General features: G+C 63.7%; 16 protein-coding genes and 1 pseudogene. 10 read left to right on the top strand and 7 right to left on the bottom strand.

Going from position 1 to position 18887, the window contains the following annotated elements; all coding sequences use genetic code 11:
* The first annotated feature begins 96 nt into the window (after positions 1-96).
* From HU737_RS23580 to HU737_RS23600, 5 genes are read left to right on the top strand one after another with little or no spacing between them, the layout of a single operon-like run.
* A complete protein-coding gene (locus HU737_RS23580; protein ID WP_186555814.1) occupies positions 97-549 on the top strand; it encodes a MarR family winged helix-turn-helix transcriptional regulator in 453 nt (150 codons plus the stop codon).
* A complete protein-coding gene (locus tag HU737_RS23585; protein WP_186555815.1) occupies positions 546-2633 on the top strand; it encodes an FUSC family protein in 2088 nt (695 codons plus the stop codon). Before HU737_RS23580 ends, HU737_RS23585 begins: the two co-directional genes overlap by 4 nt.
* Positions 2630-2842, top strand: coding sequence for a DUF1656 domain-containing protein (locus HU737_RS23590; RefSeq protein ID WP_054902446.1), 213 nt, complete (start codon positions 2630-2632; stop codon positions 2840-2842). The genes HU737_RS23585 and HU737_RS23590 overlap by 4 nt, the downstream gene beginning before the upstream one ends.
* The gene (locus HU737_RS23595) at positions 2839-3714 is read left to right on the top strand and encodes an efflux RND transporter periplasmic adaptor subunit (protein ID WP_186555816.1); all 876 of its coding nucleotides are present in this window, start codon (positions 2839-2841) and stop codon (positions 3712-3714) included. Before HU737_RS23590 ends, HU737_RS23595 begins: the two co-directional genes overlap by 4 nt.
* Complete coding sequence (locus HU737_RS23600) at positions 3711-5132, top strand: efflux transporter outer membrane subunit (protein ID WP_186555817.1); 1422 nt, start codon at positions 3711-3713, stop codon at positions 5130-5132. Before HU737_RS23595 ends, HU737_RS23600 begins: the two co-directional genes overlap by 4 nt.
* 122 nt (positions 5133-5254) lie before the next feature.
* Here HU737_RS23600 and HU737_RS23605 read toward each other — a convergent pair whose 3' ends face one another.
* From HU737_RS23605 to HU737_RS23620, 4 genes are read right to left on the bottom strand one after another with little or no spacing between them, the layout of a single operon-like run.
* Positions 5255-5998, bottom strand: coding sequence for a penicillin-binding protein activator LpoB (locus HU737_RS23605; protein ID WP_186555818.1), 744 nt, complete (start codon positions 5996-5998; stop codon positions 5255-5257).
* A 3-nt stretch (positions 5999-6001) separates the two neighbouring features.
* Positions 6002-6589, bottom strand: a complete 588-nt coding sequence (gene lpoB / locus HU737_RS23610; RefSeq protein ID WP_186555819.1) for a penicillin-binding protein activator LpoB — start codon at positions 6587-6589, stop codon at positions 6002-6004.
* Positions 6590-6610: 21 nt separating this feature from the next.
* Positions 6611-6976 carry a YcfL family putative periplasmic lipoprotein gene (locus HU737_RS23615; protein WP_186555820.1) on the bottom strand — a complete coding sequence of 122 codons (366 nt, stop codon included), beginning with the start codon at positions 6974-6976 and terminating at the stop codon, positions 6611-6613.
* 15 nt (positions 6977-6991) lie between these two features.
* A complete protein-coding gene (locus HU737_RS23620; protein ID WP_186555821.1) occupies positions 6992-8383 on the bottom strand; it encodes a COG3014 family protein in 1392 nt (463 codons plus the stop codon).
* A gap of 261 nt (positions 8384-8644) precedes the next feature.
* On the opposite strand from HU737_RS23620, the gene HU737_RS23625 reads away from it, so the two are divergent.
* Complete coding sequence (locus HU737_RS23625) at positions 8645-10543, top strand: cytochrome c/FTR1 family iron permease (protein WP_186555822.1); 1899 nt, start codon at positions 8645-8647, stop codon at positions 10541-10543.
* Positions 10544-10676: 133 nt separating this feature from the next.
* Positions 10677-11129: a YaiI/YqxD family protein gene (locus HU737_RS23630; protein ID WP_186555823.1), complete on the top strand. Its 453-nt coding sequence runs from the start codon at positions 10677-10679 to the stop codon at positions 11127-11129.
* 108 nt (positions 11130-11237) lie between these two features.
* Here the strand turns inward: HU737_RS23630 and elbB are convergent, their stop codons facing one another.
* Positions 11238-11906, bottom strand: a complete 669-nt coding sequence (elbB, locus tag HU737_RS23635) for an isoprenoid biosynthesis glyoxalase ElbB (protein WP_186555824.1) — start codon at positions 11904-11906, stop codon at positions 11238-11240.
* Between the two features lie 113 nt (positions 11907-12019).
* Here elbB and HU737_RS26315 point away from each other — a divergent pair.
* Positions 12020-12646: pseudogene (locus HU737_RS26315) on the top strand (sterol desaturase family protein); the annotation flags it as partial.
* 501 nt (positions 12647-13147) lie between these two features.
* Here HU737_RS26315 and HU737_RS23645 read toward each other — a convergent pair.
* Positions 13148-13792 (bottom strand): DedA family protein, encoded by a 645-nt coding sequence (locus HU737_RS23645; protein WP_186555825.1) that lies wholly within the window; start codon positions 13790-13792, stop codon positions 13148-13150.
* A gap of 207 nt (positions 13793-13999) precedes the next feature.
* Between HU737_RS23645 and hemB the strand changes: the two genes are divergently transcribed.
* Positions 14000-15010, top strand: a complete 1011-nt coding sequence (gene hemB, locus HU737_RS23650) for a porphobilinogen synthase (protein WP_186555826.1) — start codon at positions 14000-14002, stop codon at positions 15008-15010.
* Between the two features lie 19 nt (positions 15011-15029).
* Entirely contained in the window at positions 15030-17285 is a 2256-nt protein-coding gene (gene ppk1, locus HU737_RS23655) for a polyphosphate kinase 1 (RefSeq protein ID WP_186555827.1), read from the top strand.
* On the opposite strand, the gene ppx is transcribed toward ppk1, so the two are convergent.
* Positions 17272-18774: an exopolyphosphatase gene (gene ppx / locus HU737_RS23660; RefSeq protein ID WP_186555828.1), complete on the bottom strand. Its 1503-nt coding sequence runs from the start codon at positions 18772-18774 to the stop codon at positions 17272-17274. The two genes, ppk1 and ppx, sit on opposite strands and share 14 nt — an antisense overlap.
* Positions 18775-18887 lie beyond the last annotated feature (113 nt).

Consider the following 18887-nt stretch of genomic DNA (forward strand, 5'->3'; position numbering starts at 1 on the left):
TTTCATCCCGGCACTTCATCGCCCGCGGTTGACGACAGGGGGAGGGCAGGGCGTATATTGATAGTTAGCAAACTATGAATATCCTCGGTTCCTCACATGACGCTTGATGCACTGCACCTGAAAGTCAGCAGCGGCATGGTCGTGGCTGCGCGCCATTGGCGGCGCATCTGCCATGCCGCCTTGACTGGCTACGGCATCTCCGAAGCCTGCGCGGTGCCGCTGTTGATGATCGTGCGCCTGGGTGATGGCGTGCATCAGGTAGCGGTGGCCAACGCTGCCGGCCTGGAGAGCCCTTCGCTGGTACGCCTGCTCGACCAGCTGTGCAAGGCTGGCCTGGTCTGCCGCAGTGAAGACCCACTCGACCGCCGCGCCAAGGCCTTGAGCCTGACCGCTGATGGGCGGATCCTTGCCGAATCCATCGAAGCCGAGCTGGTGCGCCTGCGCCGTGAGGTCTTGCACGGCATCAGCCAGGCCGATCTGGAAGCCACCTTGCGCGTTATCCAAGCCTTCGAAGCAGCCGGCCAGGTCACCCCGGGCGGCTTTGCATGAACGGCTTCTTCAGCTCGATGCCCCCCGCGCGCGACTGGTTCTATGGCGTGCGGACCTTCGCCGCCTCGATGATCGCCCTGTACATCGCCCTGCTCATGCAGCTGCCGCGCCCGTACTGGGCGATGGCCACGGTGTACATCGTCTCCAGCCCGTTCGTTGGCCCGACCAGTTCCAAGGCGCTGTACCGTGCCCTGGGCACCTTGCTCGGCGCCGGTGGTGCGATCTTGCTGGTGCCGCCGCTGGTGCAATCGCCGCTGTTGCTGTCGGTCGCCATCGCCTTGTGGACCGGCACCTTGCTGTTCCTCTCGCTAAACCTGCGCACAGCCAACAACTACGTGCTGATGCTCGCCGGCTACACCCTGCCGATGATCGCCCTGGCGGTGGTGGATAACCCGCTGGCGGTGTTCGACGTGGCATCGTCGCGGGCCCAGGAGATCTGTCTGGGGATCGTCTGCGCAGCAGTGGTCGGGGCGATTTTCTGGCCGCGCCGGCTGGCGCCAGTGGTGGTCGGCTCGATGGGCAGCTGGTTCAACGAAGCGATCCGTTACAGCGATACCTACCTCGCCCGCGAAGTGGCTGCTGACAAGATCGGCGGCATGCGCGCCTCGATGGTCGCCACCTTCAACAGCCTGGAGTTGATGATCGGCCAGCTCGGCCACGAAGGCGCCGGGCCGCATACCTTGAAGAACGCCCGCGAACTGCGTGGACGGATGATTCACCTGCTACCCGTGATCGATGCCCTGGACGACGCCCTGGTAGCGCTCGAAGGCCGCGCACCCGCCCAGTTCGCCCAGATCCAGCCGCTGCTGGCCGAGGCGCGCCAATGGCTGCAAGCCAGCGCCGAAGATGCCTCGGCCAGCCGCTGGAGCGCACTGCGCGACAAGCTCGAACGCCTCCAGCCCAGCGCCGCCGCGCTCGATCAGCGCCCGGAACTGCTGCTGTCCAACGCCTTGTATCGCCTCACCGAGTGGGTCGACCTCTGGCAAGACTGCTGCACCCTGCAGCATGCCCTGCGCAACGACGACGCCACGCCTTGGCGCGCCGCCTACCGGCATTGGCGCCTGGGGCGCCTGACGCCGTTCTTCGACCGTGGCCTGATGCTTTACTCGGTGTTCTCCACGGTCACCGCGATCATCGTCGCCTGCGGTCTGTGGATCGGCCTGGGCTGGAACGACGGCGCCAGTGCGGTGATCCTCGCTGCCGTGGCGTGCAGCTTCTTCGCCGCAATGGACGACCCTGCGCCGCAGATCTACCGGTTCTTCTTCTGGACGCTGATGTCGGTGATTTTCTCCAGCGTCTATCTGTTCCTGGTCCTGCCCAATCTGCACGACTTCCCGATGCTGGTGCTGGCGTTCGCCATACCGTTCATTTGCGTCGGCACCCTCACCGTGCAGCCACGCTTCTACCTCGGCACCTTGCTGACCATCGTCAACACCGCGACGTTCATCAGCATCCAGGGTGCCTATGACGCGGACTTCTTCACCTTCCTCAACGCCAACCTGGCAGGCCCGGTGGGGCTGTTGTTCGCTTTCATCTGGACCTTGCTGCTGCGCCCGTTTGGCGTGGAACTGGCGGCCAAGCGCATGACTCGCTTTGCCTGGCGCGACATTGTCGAAATGACCCAGCCGGCGACCTTGGCCGAGCAACGTCAGGTCGGCGTGCAGATGCTCGACCGCCTGATGCAGCACCTGCCACGCCTGTCCCAAACCGGCCAGGACAGCGGCGTGGCCCTGCGCGATCTGCGCGTGGGGCTGAACCTGCTCGACCTGCTCGCCTATATGCCGCGCGTTGGCCAGCAAGCCCGTGAGCGCCTGCAAACGGTGGTCGAGGAAGTGGGCGCCCACTACGGCCAATGCCTGCGCGCCGGTGAGCGCCTGCACGCCCCGGCTGCGTTGCTGCGCAACATGGAGCGGGCCCGCCAGAGCCTGGCCTTGGACGAGCTGCACGACCGTGGCGACGCCCGCGTGCACTTGCTGCACGCCTTGAGCGGCCTGCGCCTGGCGCTGCTGCCGGGGGTCGAGGTGATGCTCGAGCCGAGCGAACAACCGCAACTGCCCCAAGGGATCGACGGAGCCCCGCTGTGATCGGTGAACTGGATATCAGCGGGGTATTCCTGCCCACGCTGCTGGTGATGATGTTCTGCACCTACCTGCTGTTTCTGGGCGTGCACGCCGTGCTGGTGCGCCTGCATTTCTACCGCCTGGTCTGGCACCGGGCGTTGTTCAACGTTGCCCTGTATGCCGTGCTGCTTGGTGCGGTGGATCACTTTTGCCGAAGCCTGATGCTGCCATGAAAAAACCTTTGTTGACCTTGGGCCGTGTGGTCCTGACCCTGTTGGTGGTGACCTTCGCGGCCGTACTGGTCTGGCAGATGGTCGTGTACTACATGTTCGCCCCCTGGACCCGCGACGGCCATATCCGCGCCGACGTGATCCAGATCGCCCCGGACGTGTCCGGGCTGATCCAGCAGGTCGAGGTGCGCGACAACCAGGTGATCAAGCGTGGCGACGTGCTGTTCACCATCGACCAGGACCGCTTCACCCTGGCCCTGCGCCACGCCCAGGCGACCTTGAGCGAACGTCAGGAAACCCTTGCCCAGGCCGCCCGTGAGGCCAGGCGTAACAAGCAGCTGGGCAACCTGGTGGCTGCCGAGCAGTTGGAAGAGAGCCAGTCCCGCGAGGCCCGCGCCCGCTCGGCGGTCAACGAAGCCCAAGTCGCAGTCGACAGCGCCCAGCTCAATCTCGACCGCTCGGTGGTACGCAGCCCGGTCGACGGCTACCTCAACGACCGCGCGCCGCGTGCGCACGAGTTCGTCACGGCCGGCCGGCCGGTGCTGTCGGTGGTCGACAGCGCTTCGTACCACGTCGATGGCTATTTCGAGGAAACCAAGCTGGGCGGCATTCACATTGGCGATGCGGTGGACATCCGCGTGATGGGCGACGACACCCGCCTGCGCGGCCACGTGCAGAGCCTCGCTGCCGGTATCGAAGACCGCGACCGCAGCAGCGGCGCCAACCTGCTGCCCAACGTCAACCCGGCGTTCAGCTGGGTGCGCCTGGCTCAGCGGATTCCGGTGCGGATCGCCTTCGACGAAGTGCCGCAAGACTTCCGCATGATCGCCGGGCGCACCGCCACGGTATCGATCATCGAGGGCCAGCGGCCATGAAACAGCTGATCCTGGCGGGCCTGAGCCTGTCCCTCAGTGCCTGCATGATGGTCGGCCCGAACTACGAGGTGCCCAAGGACGCCGCCGTGCAGCGCAGCGATCTGAACGGCCCGCTGCGTCAGGATGCCGATAGCGTGGTGTCGGCGCCGGTCCCTGAGGACTGGTGGCAGCTGTACCAGGATCAGCGCCTCAATCAACTGGTGCGCCAGGCCCTGGGTGCCAACACCGAGCTGCGCGTGGCGGCCGCCAACATCGCCAAGGCCCGCGCCCAGCTCGAGGTGGCCGAGGCGCAAGGCGGCTTCAGTGGCGGCGCCAAGGTGGCTGCCCAGCGTCTGCAAGAGTCGGGTGAAGCGTTCTTGTTGCCGGAGAAAGTGCCGGTGGCCAACATCGGCGAGGCGATCCTCAGCGCCTCCTATCAGTTCGACCTGTGGGGCACCTTCAAGCGCGGCACCGAGGCGGCCCAGGCCAACGCCGATGCCGTACAGGCTGCTGCCGACACCGCCCGTATCACCCTGGTGGCCGATGTAGTCAAGGCCTATACCCAGGTGTGCTCGGCCAACGAGGAATACCACATTGCTCGCGAGTCGCTGGACTTGCAGGAGCAGAGCGTACAGCTCAACCAGCGCTTGCGTGATGCGGGGCGGGGCGATGAGACCCAGGTCACTCGTTCGCAGACCCAATTCAAGTCGCTGCGCGCTGAGCTGCCGCGCTTCAAGGCAGAGCGCGAGGCGGGTCTGTATACGCTCGCGGCGTTGCTCGCCAAGCCAGTCGAGCAGTTGCCTGCTGGCACTGCCGATTGCGCCGAGCTGCCGCACCTGGCGCAGCTGATTCCGGTTGGCGATGGCGCCGCGCTGCTCAAGCGTCGGCCGGATGTGCGCCAGGCCGAGCGTCAGCTGGCGGCCGCCACTGCGTCGATTGGCGTGGCCACTGGCGCGCTATACCCGAACATCAGCATTGGTGCCCAGGTGGGCACCATCGGCATCCTGGAAAACCTCGGCGAGCCTTCGACCAACCGCTGGGGCTTCGGCCCATTGGTTAGCTGGACCATTCCCACCAACGGCACCCGGGCACGGATCCGCGAGACCGAGGCGTCGACCCAGGCGGCCTTGGCGCATTTCGATGGGGTGGTGCTCAATGCTATTCGCGAGACCCAGACTCGCCTGGCCCAGTACAGCGCTTTGCTCGATCGGCGCGACGCCTTGCAAGAGGCTGAGCGTTCGGCGAAAGAAGCTGCGGACCAAACCCACCGGTATTTCCAGGCAGGGCGAGAGTCGTTCCTGGCGGACTTGCAGGCGACCCGCACCTATACCGACATGCGCGCGCAGTTGGCGGCGGCCAATAGCCAGGTGGCGATGGGGCAGATTGGTGTGTTCCTGGCCTTGGGTGGTGGTTGGAAGGATACTGCGACCAGACAGTGAGATACTGGGGCCGCGTTGCGGCCCTTCGCGGGCAAGCCCGCTCCTACAGGGACATGCGGTACCTGGGGGGCGGGACGCCGAATCGCTGCGAAGGGCCGCACAGCGGCCCCGGCAAGCTCAAGTCAGCGCAAAATCCGCGCCGGCTCATCCGCCGGCAAATGGCTTTGACCCACCGGCCGCTCTGGCTGCCCAGGCACTTCACCCCCTAGCTGCTCAGCCAGCTGTTGCGCCACATCCATCCCCAGCGCCTTGGACACCTCACGCACCACCCGTGGGCGGTTGAGGGTCACGCGCGCATCCTGGCTTTTCACCAGCTTGGTGTCCTGCCCCTCACCCATGGCGGTGAACGCCGACGTGATCTCATAGGTGCTGGTGTTGATCAGGCTGAAATCAGCCACCACGCTCAAACCAAGCACCGCCGAGTAGCTGTCGGTATGGTCCAGCGCATTGACGTCACGCTGGAAGTCGATATCCGACAAGGTGCCGAACAGCACATAGTCGGCGCCGGGGAACGCGCCGTTCTTGATGCGCTCGATCACGTCGTACACGTCTTCGCTGGACGAGGCCGTGTAGGGCTTGCCCTGGACCAGCTGGAGCATCCCGCCCTTGAGAATCTCGCCCTTGATGTCGCCACCAAAGCTACGCAGCTCGCTCTGCTCGATGTAGCTCTTGTTGCTTTGGTACTCGCTGTAGCTCGACGAGTGACTAGCGTTGTACGGGCTCGACTGGCCGCTGTTGTGAGCGTTGACGCTGTGGATGTACTCCTCCACCTGCGCCTGGTAGGCGAGGTCGGTGACCGCGACCTTGGGGGCCGCTTGCGCGCAAACCGCGCAAGCCAGGCCGATGACTGCCATCCATGTACGCATTGCTTAGCGCTCCGTGGTCTTGCGGATTTCTTTTTCGTCCATCCATTCAGCCAGGCCGCTTTCGACGTCGACCAGTTGCAGGCTGAACTTGTAGAACACGTCCTTGTAGTCGCTGCTGCGCTTGACGATCGAGCTGATCGAGCCTTCCAGGCGGTACTTGGCGGCGATCATGTTGCCGGTCTTGGCCACGGTGTTTTTCTTGTACAGGCCGCTCTGGTTTTGCAGCTTGAGCTGATCGACCTGGCTTTGCATGTCGGTGTTGTCGCTGGCGAAGCGCGCCACGCCGGTTTTCAGCAGCTGGGTCTTGATCGTGGTGGTGATCTCGCGGGTATCGATGTACTCGCTGGTCTTGTTCTTCACGTCATACACCTGCACCACCGGGCGGCCATGCAGCACGCCGGACTGGGCCAGCGAACGGGTCATGCTCTCGGCGATCATCTGCAAGTCGGTGGAGCCGAATTCGTTGGTGATCAGTTCCACGGCCTTGCTGTCGCCGTAGCTGATGTTCTTGCCACCGAGGACGGGCGACGGGGTGCTGCAGCCGCTGACCAGGGCGATGGCGAGGGCGGCGAAGGTAATACGTGCAAACATCAAAACTGCTCCTGAGAAAAATTACCGGGTGTGGACTTCGAGGCGAAAGTCCGTCGCCTGGGGAAGCGGGGCGATGGCTGGCAGTACGCTGGCCTGCTTGCCATACAGGGTGAGGGTCTTCCAGCTTTCCGCGTCGGCCACCGGGAAGCCGTCGTCGCCCAACCAGGCGAAGCGGTAGTACAGGGTCTGGTTGCTGCGGCTGGTGTTGTTGACGCCGACCTTGACGGTGAGGAAGCCGTTTTCGCGGGCAACGCGCATCGGGCCGAGGTCGAAATCATCGAGCTGGCCCATGGTCACCACCTTGCTGGCGGCGCTGTCGGGGTCGGGAGTCGATGTGCAGCCGGCGAGCAGCGCGGCGGCAAGCAGGGCGATACAGGTAAAGCGCATGTTCGATCCTTGAGGTTACTTGAGGCTGGCGAGCGCCTGCGGCTGGGCCAGGGGGACAACGTGTGCGGCGGGGCCGCTGGCAAACACCTGGCGGCCAAGCACGCGCAGGCTGACCACCTGGTAGGGGCGGTCGATCTTGACCATGACCTGGCTGGCGCCGAGGCCCGCTGGCAAGTTCAAGCGATGCTCGCCCGGCGCCAGGCGAACCCGCGCCACTTGGGTTTCATTGGGCAGGGTGCGCCAGGTGCGAGTGTCGGCGCTCTCGGTCACCGCCGAGAGGATGCCCACGATCAGGCCGGCCAGGGGGTTGGTTTCGTTCAATTCCTTTTGCGCGACCACCCGGCTGGCGGCGCGCACGCTGGTGCGCAGGATGATCCCCGGCATGTCGTCGCGCAAGGCCCGGCGCGACATCGCGCTGGTGCTGTTGAGGGCGGTCAGTGGCACGGCCTGGTCGTTGAGGGTGATTTGGCTGAAGTAGGTGGTGGAGGTGTCCTCCTTGACCACTGGGAACGACAGCGGAGTGATCACCAGGTTGTCCTTGATCACCAGCGGCAGCGGGATGTTGATCGAGCCACGCGCTGGGGCCAGACCGCTTTGCACCACGATCAGCACATCGCTTTCAGCGCTGCTGGCGCCGTTCTTGTCCAGGTCGAGCAGGGCTTGCTCCAGCAACGGCGTGTTCGGCCGCAGCTCGGCGGCCTTGCGGTAACCCGGTGCTGCCAGGCCTTTCTCGCCGAGGGCTTCGTAGACGAAGCCGGCCAAGTAATGGCTGAAGGCGCTTTGATAGCTGTTTTTCAGACTGACCACTTCGGGCGCGTCGAGGCTGGCCACCGGGTAGCCGTGCAGGTCCTTGAGCTCGGTCTTCACCCCTTGCTGTTCTGCCTGCTCCTCGCGCTTGAGGTATTGCCGGTCACGTAGCTCGGCGATCACCGCTTCGCGTTCGTGGGTCTTCTTGATCTCGGTGCGGGCACCGTCGAAATCGTTCATGGCCAGCAGGTTGAGGGCCATTTGCGTGGTCAGCATGACCTTCTCGTAGTCATAGCCTTCGTAGCGGCGAACCTTGTCGTTGACCAGGAAGCTGCCGAATTGGCTCAGGTACTTCTCGGTGTCGAGTTTGACCGACTCCTCCCAGCCCAACACCACGCCATCGGCGGCGCGCCAGGCTTGTTGGCTACCTTGTAGGTCGCCCTTGGAGCGCAGCAGCTCACCTTTTTCGAAGTAGTAGAGCAGGTCTTTGCTTTCGCCTTTGTTGTTGCTTTCCAGCAGCTTCAAGGCGGCGTCGACGTTGCCAGCAGTCAATTGCTGGTTGGTTTCCTGAAGCTCGCTGTCGTAGCTGCGGAACACGGCGCAGCCGGTCAATTGCAAGGCGGCAAGAATTACCACAACGGTTAGGGCGCGGGTGACCATCGGTGTTCTGATTCCCTGAGTAGATGGACGGCGACGGACGCTAGTGGCCGAATGATTGTGAATGGCTACTAGCGAAGGCGCGGCATTATACGTGCAGGGTGGCGATACAGTGGCTAAATGATTCTCAATTTTTTTGTAGGTCTTCGAGGCCGGAACGTTGCCGCAACTGTTACAAGATTTTTCATGAAATCCTCCAGCAAACCTTGAGCAGTGGCAATTGGAAGTGAACAATGTTCTCTTTCGTATTCCCCGAGACTGGTCATGACTTCCCGCCCCCGTTTGCTCGCCTGGCTGCTGTGGCCGGTGCTGGCACTGTGCAGCACCCTGGCGCTGGCCGAATCGCCCGCCGAGGCAACCAAGGCCTTGCACCTGCTCGACTACATCGGCGCCGACTACCCACCGACCGTGCATGACGGCAAGGTGCTAGACGACGGTGAATACCGCGAGCAACAGGAGTTCAGCGCACTGCTGGCGGACCTGGTCAAAGGCCTGCCAGCGCATGCCGAGCGTGCGCCCCTGGAGCAAGGCGTGCAGACGCTGCGCCAGGCCATCGACCAGCGCCAGGACGGTGCCAGCGTGGCTCGCCAGGCGCGTCAGCTAGGTGCTCGCCTGGCAGTGGCCTATGAGGTCAGCCAGGCCCCGGTAATCACCCCAGACCCTACTCGTGGTGCTGCGTTGTATGCGCAGAACTGCTCGATCTGCCATGGCGATAGCGGAGCGGGCGATGGCCCGGCCGGCGTGGGCCTGGAGCCGCCGCCGGCCAACCTGCGCAGTGCCGAGCGCTTGGATCAGCTGAGCTTGTTCGATCTCTACAACACCCTGGGCCTTGGCATCGAAGGCACCGAGATGCCGTCGTTTGCCGATCAGCTCGATGAGCGCCAGCGTTGGGATGTGGCTGCCTATGTCGCCAGCTTCACCGCCGACCCGCAGGCGGCCAAGGGCGACCAGACCTGGAACCTCGCCGACCTGGCGCGCCAGACCCCAGCCGAAGTCGCCGCCAGTGAAGGCGTCGCGGCGCTGCCGGCGTTTCGCGCCCAGCGCGCCCAGCCGCCGCAGGTCAAACGCGGCCCGGCACAATTGCTCGAGTACACCGCCAGCACCTTGGACAAGAGCCTGGCGGCCTATCGCGAAGGCGATCACGACCAGGCCTACGACCTGTCGGTGGCCGCTTACCTGGAAGGCTTCGAGCTGGTCGAAAGCTCTCTGGACAACATCGATAGCCAAGTACGCAAGGACACCGAGAAGGCCCTGATGGCCTATCGGCAGTCGCTGCAGGATGGCTTGCCCGTCGAGCAGGCCGAGCAACGCTTGGCCGAGGCCAAAACCCAGTTGGACGAGGCCGCCAAGCTGCTCGGCAGCGATGGCCTGAGCTGGTCGCTGAGCTATATCTCCGGTCTGCTGATCCTGCTGCGTGAAGGCCTTGAGGCGATTCTGGTACTGGCGGCAATCCTGGCCTTCTTGCGCAATACCGGCCAGCAATCGGCAGTGCGCAGCGTCAACGTCGGCTGGGGCCTGGCGCTGGTCGCAGGCTTTGCCACCTGGGCCTTGGCGGCCTATGTGATCGATGTCGGTGGAGCCCAGCGCGAGCTGCTCGAAGGCTGCACAGCGCTGTTCGCCAGCGTCATGGTGTTGTGGCTGGGCGTGTGGATGCACGACCGCCGCCACGCCGCGGCCTGGCAGGACTACATCAAGAGCAGCCTGCTCAGCGGTGGCGGGCGCTTTGGCTTTGCCATGCTGGCGTTCTTCTCGGTGTACCGCGAGCTGTTCGAAGTGATCTTGTTCTACGAGACCCTGTGGCTGCAGTCGGGGCCCGCTGGGCATAACGCGGTGTTGGCTGGTGGCGCCACGGCGCTAGTGCTGCTGGTGGGATTGGCCTGGGTGATCCTGCGTGGGTCGGCCAAGCTGCCGCTGGCGCTGTTCTTCAGCATCAATGCGGCGCTGCTGTGTGCGTTGTCGGTGGTGTTTGCCGGGCATGGCGTCAAGGCGCTGCAAGAGGCTGGGGTGCTGGGCACGCGGCCGGTAGCGTTCTTCGAGTTCGATTGGCTGGGGATTCATGCCGATGCGTATTCGCTGGCGGCGCAGGTGGTGGCGTTGACGGCGATCGTGATTCTGTATGGGCGCTCGCGCTTGGCGGAAAAGCGCCGTGCTGCAGCCAGCTGAAGGCTGCTGAGTCTGCGCCGGCCTCATCGCGGGTAAGGCCGCTCCTACAGCGGCTCAGTGGGCCTGTAGGAGCGCGCTTGTCCCGCGGATCTGGCACTATGAATGCCTTGTCTGAAGCAATGGAACACCCGCAATGCGTATATGGATCGATGCCGACGCCTGCCCCAAGCAGGCCAAGGAGCTGATCGTCAAATTCGCCCTCAAGCGCAAGCTGGAGGTGGTGATGGTCGCCGGCCAGGCGCAGATCAAGCCGGCGTTCGCCTGTGTCCGGCTGATCGTGGTCCCCAGCGGCCCGGATGCAGCCGACGATTACCTGGTCGAAAACGCCGTGCCGGGTGAGCTGGTGATTTGCAGTGATATTCCCCTGGCCGACCGCCTGATCAAGAAAGGCGTGGCCGCACTCGACCCGCGTGGCCGCGAGTTCGATGAGCGCAACATGGGTGACCGGTTGGCTGTGCGCAACCTGTTTACCGAGCTGCGCGAGCAGGGCCAGGTCAGCGGTGGCCAGGCGCCGTATGGCGAGCGCGAGAAGCAGGAATTCGCCAATTCCCTCGACCGCATCCTGACCCGTTTGTCCAAAGCCTAGTCAACAGCATCGTGCGGCGCGTTGCGCGGCTATGTGCTTGCATGCGGGCTTGCGTGGGAGCGGGCTTGCCCCGCGTTAGCCTCCTCGCTCCCACGCGCATTCAGCTGCTTAGTTATCACCTTCGTGAGTCAGCTCCAGCACCCGGTCCACCAGCTTGTAGATGCCACCCGCCGCTTCACTGATCGATTTGGCCAGCATATAGGCCGGCGTAGTTACCAGCTTGCGCTGGGTATCTTCGACGATGTCATGCACGTCGCACTCTTCATGGGTGCCGCCCATCTTCACCACCGCCGCGCTGGTGCCGGCATCGTTACCAATGGTGCAGACCACGCCTGGCCCGTAGATCTTCGCCGCCAAGGCCGGCGAGATGCAGATCAGCCCGACCGGCTTGCCGGCCTCGGCAAAGGCTTCAGCCAGGGCCAGGACATCCGGCTGCACGGTGCACTTGTCACCTTCTACGGCAAAGTTGGAGAGGTTCTTCGCGGCGCCAAAGCCACCCGGCACGATCAGCGCATCGAAGTCTTTGACATCGGCTTCGCGGATATCCTTGACCTCACCGCGAGCGATGCGCGCCGACTCGACCAGTACGTTGCGCGTCTCGGGCATCTGCTCGCCAGTCAGGTGATCGATCACGTGCATCTGCGCGATGTTCGGCGCAAAGCACTGTACCTGGGCACCGCGCTGGTCGAGGCGCAGCAGGGTGATCACGCTTTCGTGGATCTCAGCGCCGTCATAGACGCCGCAACCGGAAAGAATCACCGCAACTTTTTTTGTCATGCTCATTACTCCAGTGTCGAGGCGCTAAATGTCCTCTAGTTTGGCAGATGTGGCCATAGGGGTTGCTGTGGGGCGGGGCTAATCTGTTCAGATAACGCCTGAGATCGCTGCCCATGGACCTGATTCTGCTGGCCGTGCCGTTTTTCTTCGTGCTGATCGCGGTGGAGCTGATCGCCGACTTTGTGCGCGGTCAGCGTAACTATCGTCTGGCCGACTCGATCAACAGCCTCAGCACCGGAGTGCTGTCGACCAGCACCGGGCTGTTGACCAAGGGAGTTGGCCTGGTGACTTACGCACTGGCCTGGGAGCACCTGGCGTTGCTGCGTTTGCCTGGGCACGCCTGGTGGGTCTGGCTGCTGGCGTTTGTGCTGTACGACTTCTGCTATTACTGGCTGCACCGCCTGGGCCACGAGCGCAATGTGCTGTGGGCTGCGCACTCGGTGCATCACCAGAGCGAGGAGTACAACCTGACCACCGCCCTGCGCCAGACCAGCAGCGGCTTTATCTTCTCGTGGATCTTCTACCTGCCCCTGGCGTTGCTCGGCGTGCCGCCGCTGGTATTCATCACCGTGGCGTCGCTGAACCTGCTGTACCAGTTCTGGGTGCACACCCGGCACATTCCCAAGCTGGGTTGGCTCGAATGGGTGTTGATCACGCCGTCCAACCATCGCGTTCACCATGCGCAGAATCCACAGTACTTGGATTGCAACTATGGCGGCGTGTTCATTCTCTGGGACCGCTTGTTCGGCACCTTCCAGGAAGAAGACCGGCGTGAACCGGTGATCTTTGGCGTGACCACGCCGCTGGCCAGTTGGAATCCACTGTGGGCCAACCTGCAGTTCTATGCCCAGTTGTGGAACGATGCCCGGCGCACGCGCAGTGTGTGGGACAAGCTGCGCATCTGGTTCATGCCCACCGGCTGGCGCCCGGCCGATGTCGCGCAGGCTTATCCACAGGCCAAGCAGGACCTGGCCAGCTTTCGCAAATTCGAGATTCCCTTGGGCCAGGCGCAGCAGGTTTATGTCGCCGCGCAGTTCGTGGTCTACGTGGCATTGGGCAGTTACCTGATGGAGGTTGCCGAGCAGGTCAGCAGCACCGCCCTGGCACTGGGCTGGACAGTGATGGCGTTCGGTTTGTTCGTGCTGGGCGTGGCCCTGGAGAATCGGCCTTGGGGCGCGCGCCTGGAGCTGGCGCGGCTGCTTGCCAATGGGCCGGCGCTGTACCTGGCCGGCGCACTCGGTTTAGTGACCGTCACGCCCCTCGCGTGGTTTTTGCTGCTGGGCTACAGCCTGCTCAGCCTCGGCGGCCTGGTCTGCTGCCGCCGCCTTGCGCTCCGCGCGCAGGGTACGGAAACGCCGACGCAGCCAGAGCAGCAGGCCCAGCACCAGCAGGCCGCCGAGCACCCATAGCTCGTACTTTTTCACATTGCCCAACAGGCCTTCGAGGATGGCGCCGAAGTGGTAGGCGGCCGCGCCCAGGGCCAAGGCCCACACCGCTGCGCCAATGCCGTTGAGCAGCAGGTAGCGCCTGGGCGGATAGCCCGACAGGCCGATTGCCACCGGCATCACCGTGCGCAGGCCGTAGACGAAACGAAAGCTCAGCACCCAGATATCCGGATGGCGGCGAATATGGTCCAGCGCCCGGTCGCCCATCGCTTGCCAGCGCGGCTTGCGTGCCAGGATCGCGCGGCCATGGCGGCGGCCCATGAAGTACCACAGCTGGTCTCCGGCATAGCTGCCGCAGAACGCCACCAACACCACCAGGTTGATGTCCATGTATCCACGGAACGCAAGGAATCCCGCGAGCACCAGGATGGTCTCACCTTCAAAAAATGTGCCGAGAAAAAGGGCGAAGTAGCCGAAATCCTGCAGGAATTGTTGAAGCATTTTCTGGGGTGCTGGCGAAATGAACGCGCAGCCTACCCCTTCGCGCGCATTCATGAAAGTGTCCAAATGTGTCTCGACGTGAACAATTCCGACGAGGAGAATGCCTGCGGCCACAAGTCGCAGGGTTGCCCTTGGGTGTAACACAGGCGTCATAATGGCCGCTTATAACTGTCGCGCTGCCCGCCTGCGTGGGCTCAGGAGTCTGCCGTGAGCTTTACCCCCGCCAACCGTATGTTTCCTGCCACCCGTCTGCGTCGCAACCGCCGGGATGATTTTTCCCGTCGCCTGGTTCGCGAAAATACCCTGACCGTCGATGACCTGATCCTGCCGGTGTTTGTGCTGGATGGGGAAAATCGCCGTGAACAAGTGCCGTCCATGCCAGGCGTCGAGCGCCTGTCCATCGACCTGCTGCTGGAAGCCGCGCAAGGCTGGGTAGAGTTGGGGATTCCGGCACTGGCACTGTTCCCGGTGACGCCGGTCGAGAAAAAGTCCCTCGACGGCGCCGAAGCCTGGAACCCGGAGGGCATTGCCCAGCGCGCTACCCGCGCCCTGCGTGCGCAGTTCCCGGAACTGGGGGTGATCACCGACGTCGCCCTCGACCCGTTCACCACCCACGGCCAGGACGGTATCCTCGATGAAGAGGGCTACGTGCAGAACGACATCACTGTCGACGCACTGGTACGCCAGGCCTTGTCGCATGCCGAAGCCGGCGCCCAAGTGGTTGCCCCGTCGGACATGATGGACGGCCGCCTGGGGGCGATCCGTGAAGCCCTGGAAGTGGCTGGTCACGTCAACGTGCGCATCATGGCCTACTCGGCCAAGTACGCCAGCGCCTATTATGGCCCGTTCCGCGATGCGGTCGGCTCGGCGCTGAACCTGGGCAAGGCCAACAAGGCCTCCTACCAGATGGACCCGGCCAACAGCGACGAGGCCCTGCACGAAGTGGCCACCGACCTCGCCGAAGGCGCCGACATGGTCATGGTCAAGCCGGGCATGCCGTACCTGGACATCGTCCACCGGGTCAAAGCCGAATTCAAAGTGCCGACTTTTGCCTATCAGGTCAGCGGCGAGTACGCCATGCACATGGCGGCCATCCAGAATGGCTGGCTCAGCGAAGCGGTGATCCTCGAATCGCTCACCGCTTTCAAACGCGCTGGCGCCGATGGCATCCTCACCTATTTCGCCGTTCGCGCCGCTCAATTGTTGAGAGGGCAGTAACGCCCTCCAGGAACGTCAGATGAATAACGAAGTGCTTACCCCTGTCGAGATCAAGGATGCCCAGGCGCTGCCGCAGGAGCTGACCCAGACGCCACCGGACTTGCCCGTTGCTGCCGAGCCTGTGGCCGAGCAGGTCGCTGAGCAGCCGGTCGAAGCGCCAGCCCCGGCCCCCACGCCGGCGCCGGCGATTCACGTGCCGAGCCTGGACGACAGCAGCCTGTACATTCATCGCGAGCTCTCGCAGCTGCAGTTCAACATCCGCGTGCTGGAGCAGGCGCTGGATGAGTCCTACCCGCTGCTGGAGCGCCTGAAGTTCCTGCTGATCTTCTCCAGCAACCTCGACGAGTTCTTCGAGATCCGCGTTGCGGGCCTGAAAAAACAGATCAATTTTGCCCGTGAACAGGCCGGCGCCGACGGCTTGCAGCCGCACCAGGCGCTGGCGCGAATCAGTGAGCTGGTGCACTTCGAGGTGGATCGCCAGTACGCGATCCTCAACGACGTACTGCTACCGGAGCTGGAAAAACACCAGATCCGCTTCATCCGTCGCCGCCACTGGACGCCGAAACTCAAGACCTGGGTGCGGCGCTTCTTCCGCGACGAGATCGCGCCGATCATCACCCCGATCGGCCTCGACCCGACCCACCCGTTCCCGCTGTTGGTGAACAAGAGCCTGAACTTCATCGTCGAGCTCGAAGGGGTCGATGCCTTCGGTCGCGACTCGGGCTTGGCGATCATCCCGGCTCCGCGCTTGCTGCCGCGCGTCATTCGCGTGCCGGAAGAGGTCGGCGGCAGCGGCGACAACTTCGTATTCCTGTCGTCGATGATCCACGCCCACGCCGATGACCTGTTCCAGGGCATGAAGGTCAAGGGCTGCTATCAGTTCCGCCTGACCCGTAACGCCGACCTGGCGCTGGACTCCGAAGAGGTCGACGACCTGGCCCGGGCGCTGCGTGGCGAGCTGTTCTCGCGCCGCTACGGCGATGCCGTGCGCCTGGAAGTGGCCGATACCTGCCCCAAGCATTTGTCGGACTACTTGCTCAAGCAGTTCAGCCTGAGCGAGAGCGAGCTGTACCAGGTCAACGGCCCGGTCAACCTCACCCGGTTGTTCAGCATTACCGGCCTGGATAGCCATCCAGAGCTGCAATACATGCCGTTCACCCCGGCGATCCCCAAGTTGCTGCAGAACGCCGAGAACATCTTCAGCGTGGTGAGCAAGCAGGACATCCTGCTGATGCACCCGTTCGAGTCGTTCACGCCAGTGGTCGACCTGCTGCGCCAGGCCGCCAAGGACCCGCACGTACTTGCCGTGCGCCAGACCTTGTACCGCAGCGGCGCCAACTCGGAAATCGTCGACGCCCTGGTGGACGCGGCGCGTAACGGCAAGGAGGTCACGGCGGTGATCGAGTTGCGGGCGCGCTTCGACGAAGAGTCCAACCTGCAGATGGCCAGCCGTCTGCAAGCCGCGGGTGCGGTGGTGATCTATGGTGTGGTCGGCTTCAAGACCCACGCCAAGATGATGCTGATCCTGCGTCGTGAGCAGGGAGAGATCGTTCGCTACGCCCACTTGGGTACCGGCAACTACCACGCCGGTAACGCCCGTCTGTACACCGACTACAGCCTGCTGACCTCGGATGACGCGCTGTGCGAAGACGTCGGCAAGTTGTTCAGCCAGCTGATCGGCATGGGCAAGACCCTGCGCATGAAAAAGCTGCTGCACGCGCCGTTCACCCTGAAGAAGGGCATGCTCGACATGATTGCCCGCGAGACCCAGTTCGCGCTCGAGGGCAAGCCTGCGCACATCATCGCCAAGTTCAACTCGTTGACCGACGCGAAGATCATCCGCGCGCTGTACAAGGCCAGCCAATCGGGCGTGCGCATCGATCTGGTAGTGCGTGGCATGTGCTGCTTGCGCCCAGGTATTCCGGGGGTTTCGCACAATATCCAGGTGCGCTCGATCATCGGCCGCTTCCTGGAGCACACGCGGGTGTTCTACTTCCTCAATGGCGGCGAAGAGCAGATCTTCCTGTCCAGTGCCGACTGGATGGAGCGCAACCTGGATAAGCGGGTCGAGACTTGTTTCCCGGTTGAAGGCAAGAAGTTGCTGCTGCGGGTGAAGAAGGAGCTGGAAAGCTACCTGACCGACAACACCCAGGCCTGGACCTTGCAGTCCGACGGCCGTTACGTGCGCAGCACGCCGACCGGCAACCAGAACCCGCGCAGTGCCCAGGCGACCCTGTTGGAGCGCCTGAGCAACCCGGTCCTCAACGTACGCTGAGGACGAAGCCGACCCGGGCCAGCCACTCCGCCTCGTTGGCGAAGTCGGCCTGGGTCAGCTGGTTCTGCTCCAACCAACCCTCTGGGAAGACCACTTCAAGGCTGTTCGCACCGGCCTTGAGCACCACCTTGGGCATCTGTTGGGTGCCGCGGATGTGGTGGAACAGGATGGCAAAGCGCAGCAGTACGCACAGGCGGATCAGCTGGATGCCTTCGTCGCCGAACTCGGCGAACTTGTCCTTGGGGATGTTGCGGCGGTGGCCGCGCACCAACAGGGCCAGCATCTGCTGGTCTTCGCGGGAGAAACCGGACAGGTCGGAGTGCTCGATCAGGTAGGCGCCGTGCTTGTGGTAGTGATAGTGGGCAATATCCAGCCCCACTTCGTGCACTTTCGCCGCCCAGCCGAGCAGGTCGCGCCAGTTGCCCTCTTCCAGTTTCCAGTCCTTGGCGACCTGATCGAACGCGTGCAGCGCCTTGCGCTCGACCCTCGCCGCTTGGCCCTGATCGACGTGATAGCGCTCCATCAGCGAATTGAGGGTGCGCTCGCGCACGTCTTCATGATGGTGGCGGCCGAGCAGGTCGAACAGCACGCCTTCACGCAGGGCGCCGTCGCAGTGATCCATGCGCTGCAGCTCAAGGGCATCGAAGATCGCCTCTAGAATCGCCAGGCCTGCGGGGAAGATGGTGCGTCGGTCCGGCTTGACCCCTTCGAAATCGATCTTGTCGGTTTCGCCCAGCTTGAACAGCTTGCGTTTGACCCAGGCCAGCCCTTCGGCATTGACCTCGCCATTGCCCAAGCCACCGGCCTTGATCGCCGCACCGATGGCGCGGATGGTGCCCGAGGAGCCGATGGCTTCATCCCAGGTCAGGCGGTGCAGGGCGTTTTCGATGCTCATCAGCTCCAGGCGCGCGGCAGTGTAGGCCTGGGCGTAGCGCGCCGGGGTGATCTTGCCGTCGCGGAAATAGCGCTGGGTGAAGCTCACGCAGCCCATCTGCAGGCTCTCGCGCAGCAGCGGTTCGAAGCGTTGGCCGATGATGAACTCGGTGCTGCCGCCGCCGATGTCGGCGACCAGGCGCTTGCCGGGGGTGTCGGCCAGGGTGTGCGACACGCCCAGGTAGATCAGGCGCGCTTCTTCACGGCCAGAGATGACCTCTACCGGGTGGCCGAGAATGGCCTCGGCGCGCTGGATGAATTCGTTGCGGTTGCGCGCTTCGCGCAGGGCGTTGGTGCCGACGATGCGCACTGCGCCATCGGGCATGCCGTTGATCAGCTGGGCGAAGCGTTTGAGGCATTCGAGGCCACGCTGCATGGCTTCTTCGCTCAGGCGACGCTCTTCGTCGATGCCCGCAGCCAGCTGAACTTTTTCTCCAAGGCGCTCAAGAATACGGATTTCCGTATGGTGGGCCTTGGCCACGACCATATGGAAACTGTTGGAGCCAAGGTCGATGGCGGCGATCAAGGACAGGTTCTTCGCGGAGTTCTGCGGCATGATTTCGAGATTCTCGGTCGATAACCCGGCAATCGTGCCACGATCGCGGGCTGACGCCAACGCGCGGCAAGGCAAGGCTTGATGCAAAGCAAAGGGGCAACGAATCTTATGAC

Origin of the sequence: Pseudomonas urmiensis, assembly GCF_014268815.2 — a bacterium.
Lineage (GTDB): Bacteria > Pseudomonadota > Gammaproteobacteria > Pseudomonadales > Pseudomonadaceae > Aquipseudomonas > Aquipseudomonas urmiensis.

Excerpts from the sequence above, each read along its gene's own strand:
- HU737_RS23580 (WP_186555814.1), top strand. The coding sequence starts at position 97 with ATGACGCTTGATGCACTGCACCTGAAAGTCAGCAGCGGCATGGTCGTG.
- HU737_RS23585 (WP_186555815.1), top strand. The coding sequence starts at position 546 with ATGAACGGCTTCTTCAGCTCGATGCCCCCCGCGCGCGACTGGTTCTAT.
- HU737_RS23595 (WP_186555816.1), top strand. The coding sequence starts at position 2,839 with ATGAAAAAACCTTTGTTGACCTTGGGCCGTGTGGTCCTGACCCTGTTG.
- HU737_RS23600 (WP_186555817.1), top strand. The coding sequence starts at position 3,711 with ATGAAACAGCTGATCCTGGCGGGCCTGAGCCTGTCCCTCAGTGCCTGC.
- HU737_RS23605 (WP_186555818.1), bottom strand. The coding sequence starts at position 5,998 with ATGCGTACATGGATGGCAGTCATCGGCCTGGCTTGCGCGGTTTGCGCG.
- lpoB (WP_186555819.1), bottom strand. The coding sequence starts at position 6,589 with ATGTTTGCACGTATTACCTTCGCCGCCCTCGCCATCGCCCTGGTCAGC.
- HU737_RS23615 (WP_186555820.1), bottom strand. The coding sequence starts at position 6,976 with ATGCGCTTTACCTGTATCGCCCTGCTTGCCGCCGCGCTGCTCGCCGGC.
- HU737_RS23620 (WP_186555821.1), bottom strand. The coding sequence starts at position 8,383 with ATGGTCACCCGCGCCCTAACCGTTGTGGTAATTCTTGCCGCCTTGCAA.
- HU737_RS23625 (WP_186555822.1), top strand. The coding sequence starts at position 8,645 with ATGACTTCCCGCCCCCGTTTGCTCGCCTGGCTGCTGTGGCCGGTGCTG.
- HU737_RS23630 (WP_186555823.1), top strand. The coding sequence starts at position 10,677 with ATGCGTATATGGATCGATGCCGACGCCTGCCCCAAGCAGGCCAAGGAG.
- elbB (WP_186555824.1), bottom strand. The coding sequence starts at position 11,906 with ATGACAAAAAAAGTTGCGGTGATTCTTTCCGGTTGCGGCGTCTATGAC.
- HU737_RS23645 (WP_186555825.1), bottom strand. The coding sequence starts at position 13,792 with ATGCTTCAACAATTCCTGCAGGATTTCGGCTACTTCGCCCTTTTTCTC.
- ppk1 (WP_186555827.1), top strand. The coding sequence starts at position 15,030 with ATGAATAACGAAGTGCTTACCCCTGTCGAGATCAAGGATGCCCAGGCG.
- ppx (WP_186555828.1), bottom strand. The coding sequence starts at position 18,774 with ATGCCGCAGAACTCCGCGAAGAACCTGTCCTTGATCGCCGCCATCGAC.